The organism is Salinicola rhizosphaerae, from assembly GCF_014652715.1.
Classification (GTDB): domain Bacteria; phylum Pseudomonadota; class Gammaproteobacteria; order Pseudomonadales; family Halomonadaceae; genus Salinicola; species Salinicola rhizosphaerae.
The window spans coordinates 1-1,721 of sequence record NZ_BMZI01000017.1; the positions used below are offsets into that span (position 1 = coordinate 1).

The 1,721-nt window shown below is 64.7% G+C and carries 1 protein-coding gene; it reads left to right on the plus strand.

Going from position 1 to position 1,721, the window contains the following annotated elements:
- The coding region (locus IE125_RS19125; protein ID WP_229809221.1) for a type VI secretion system Vgr family protein at positions 1 to 1,721 on the plus strand (1,721 nt) is incomplete at both ends.

Sequence of the window (1,721 nt, forward strand, 5' to 3'; positions counted from 1 at the left end):
ATCTTCCAGGATCGCAGCGTCGTCGATGTCCTCACCGACGTGTTCGACGGTCACAAGCTGGCCAAAGGCCGCTACCGCTTCGATTTGCGTCGCGACTATCCCGCCCGCAGCTACTGCGTGCAGTATCGTGAGAGTGATCTGAACTTCATTTCGCGACTTTGCGAAGAGGAAGGCATTTTCTGGTATGCCGAGTTTGCCGAAAACGAGGACGGCGCCAGCAGCGGTGAAAGCAACAACAGTGATGAATTCGACGGTCATCGCATCGTCTTCACCGACGACGTCGACACCACCCAACCCGTCAGCCCTCAATCGATTCGCTTTCACCGCCAGGCCGCTACCGAAACGGAAGACGCGCTCAATCAGTGGGGCGGGGTGCGCAGTCAGCAGCCGACCCGCGTCAGCGTTGGCACCTTCGACTACAAGCAGCCCTCGCTCACCAAGCGCACCGGCCTCGATACCCTCAGCGATCAAGGCAACCTGCCCGACACCGAGCTCTACGACTACGCCGGCGAGTATTACTACCATGGCTACGAGCGCGGCGAACGCCTGACCGAGAACCGCCTCGAAGCCCACGAGTCCCGCGCCAAGCGCTTTCGCGGCAGCGGCGGTGCGCGTCAGCTTCAGGCCGGGCGCTGGTTCGAACTCACCCAGCACCCACTGCACGATACTGGGGGGGAAGAAGAGCGCCAGTTTTTGCTGCTCGGCGTCAGCGTCCACGCCGAGAACGCGCTGCCCGTCTCCGCCCAGCTCAAGGCGCTACCGGGCAGCCTGCAGCCGCAGCTCGACGCCGCCAAGCGGGCGCATGGGCTCGAGTCAGAGACGGCTGATCCTACCGGCGAACGTCTCTCTGACTACGCCACCGGCGGTACCGGTCACTTTCTCGTCGACCTCGAAGCCCAGCGGCGCAGCCAGCCCTATCGTCACCCGCTGACGCATCGTCGTCCGGTGATCGGCGGCCCGCAGACGGCCACCGTGGTCGGCCCGGCGAATGAAGAGATCCACACCGATTCCCTCAACCGGGTTCGCGTGCAGTTCCACTGGGATCGCCAGGGGCAGCAGGACGAAAACTCTAGCGTCTGGCTGCGCGTCTCCCAGCCCAACGCCGGTGCCGGCTGGGGCGGGGTGTTCGTCCCGCGTATCGGCCAGGAAGTGCTCGTCGACTTCCTCGAAGGCGACGCTGACCGGCCGTTGATCACCGGCCGGGTCTACAACGGCGAGCAGACGCCCGACTGGCACAGCCACGGTCTGCTCTCCGGGTTCAAGAGCAAGACCTATCGCGGCAGCAAGTACAACGAACTCGTCTTCGACGACGCCACCGACCAAGAGCGGGTTCGCCTCAACTCCGAAGCCGAAAAGAGCCAGCTCAACCTCGGCTACCTGATCCATCAGACCGGCAACACCCGCGGCGCCTTCCGCGGCACCGGCTTCGAACTGCGCACCGACGCCTATGGCGCCATCCGCGCCAACCAGGGGCTCTATCTCACCAGCTGGGGCCAGCTCGGCGCCAGCGGCGACCAGCTCGATCTCACCCCGGCCAGACAGCAGCTCGACAGCGCCTACAACCTCACCGACACGCTCAGTCAGAGCGCCCAGGACCACAACGCCGAAGCGCTCGACAGCCGCGAGAATCTCAAGCAGGCCGGTGAAGACGCCGACGACACCTACGGCAACAGCGAACAGCTGAGTGGCTCCCAGGGAAGCGATCAATCCAACGCCGCCGG